The 1,658-nt window shown below is 64.8% G+C and carries 1 protein-coding gene; it reads right to left on the bottom strand.

Translation table 11 applies throughout. The features are described 5' to 3' along the window. Window positions 1-1,658 (bottom strand): autotransporter outer membrane beta-barrel domain-containing protein (locus tag EN906_RS33315; RefSeq protein WP_127375730.1); only part of this gene is annotated, 1,658 nt, incomplete at both ends.

Below are 1,658 nucleotides of genomic sequence, written 5' to 3'. Positions count from 1 at the left end.
CGCCCCAGTTGGTGCCGCCATAGAGGCCGAGGTGATAGCTGTCGCTCTTGCCGGAGGAGTTTCGGTCGTCGGCATCGAAGCTCGAATGGCTGTAGCCACCGAGCAAACCGACACGCCAGCCGCCCACCAGCGTGTCGGCGCCCGCCAGCAGGCCCCCCGTCGAACGATCGAAGGCAGCGGCATTGCCGTCGGAGTCCGTGCTGCCCCAGGAACCAAAAGCCTGGCCCCAGACGGCAAAACGGTCGGTGTCGGCGGCGACCATTTCGGGGCCGCCTTCGCCATAGGCCATGACCGGCAATGCGGCCGCGCCAACATCGCCGAAAGCGGCGCGGATGCGGCTGGTCGCTGCGTCGCGGACGAAGCGGCTGTCCTCGACCAGCATGCCCTTGGCCGAGGCGTGGATTTCCCCCGAAAGCTGGTCGAAGGCTGCCTGGGCTTCGGCGTCGGTGGCTAGACCGGCAACGGCATTGAACACAGCCCCACCGGTCAGGCTGTCCAGCCCTTCACCGGTGGCAATCTGGTTCGGCGTCAGCCCGGCATCGGCGAAGTCGCGCACCTTGGTCACGTCGAGATAGGCGTTGTTGGCATCATAGGTGTCGGTCACAGACAGGAATGGAGTGCTGGTGACACCGGTCACACTATTGAACGTACCGGTCAGCCCGCCATTCGCCGTCAGCACTGTGTAGGTGCCGATAGCAAGGCCGCCGACACGCACCCCTAGAATCGCATCCGTGATATCGGCAGTTCCCGTGGTTGTGAATTTATCCGCGCTGGCACCGCTGACGTCGACGGCCAGCACCGAGCCGGCGGCGAAGGCCGCATTGCCACCAGTCTGCTCGGTGATGTCGCCAGCCACGTCATTCATCATGCTCAACTGGCCCTTGTTGGTGAAACTGGCCAAGCCGTTGAACGTCGTCGTCACGGCGACGGTTGCGCCGAGGTTGGCGGCATAAATGTTGTTGCCGATATTGTTGACCAACGTGCCGCCGCTGAACGCGTTGCTGCCGCCGGCGGTGGCCCAATTGCCACCGTTGGTGACGACATTGCCCACTGCTGCGCCCAGCTTGACCGTGCCGATCAGGGTCCCATTGTTGTTGAAGGCCACCGGGCCGCCCGATGCATCGATTGCCAGCGCCGCGGAGGTTTGCGCGTTGTTGCGCACCAGACCGCTGGTGGTGATGGAAATCGCCTGGCCCGCGGACGACACCGCCTTGATCGCGGCGTCGCCGCCTTCGACCGTACCTGTCGCCGTGATGGTGGTGGCGCCGGTTCCCCTGTTATCGGCATTGATACCGTTTTCGTGGCCGTTGACTGCCGTGACGTCGATCGTCAGGCCGCCCGTCGCGGTGGCGGCGTTGAAGGCGTATATGCCGTCGGTGCCTATTCCGGTCACCATGCCGGTCGCCGTCACGCCGGTGGCTCCGTTGCCGCTGTTGTAGGCGCGGATACCATTGGTCCCGCCGGTGACTGCCACGGCGTTCACTGTCAGGCCCGTACCCGTGGTATAGACATCGATGCCGTTGTCGACCGTTCCAGTCACCGTACCCGTCGCGGTCACGCTGGTGGCACCGGTCCCGTTGTTCTGGGCATAGATGCCGGCGAAGCCACCATTGACTGCCGCCGCACTCACCGTCAGTCCGGCCCCGTCTGTGTAGGCA

This window comes from Mesorhizobium sp. M7A.F.Ca.CA.004.06.1.1 (genome assembly GCF_003999135.1).
In the GTDB taxonomy this organism is placed as follows: Bacteria; Pseudomonadota; Alphaproteobacteria; order Rhizobiales; family Rhizobiaceae; genus Mesorhizobium.
Note: the sequence above shows the minus strand (reverse complement) of the source record. Positions and strands in the feature narration are given on the sequence as shown.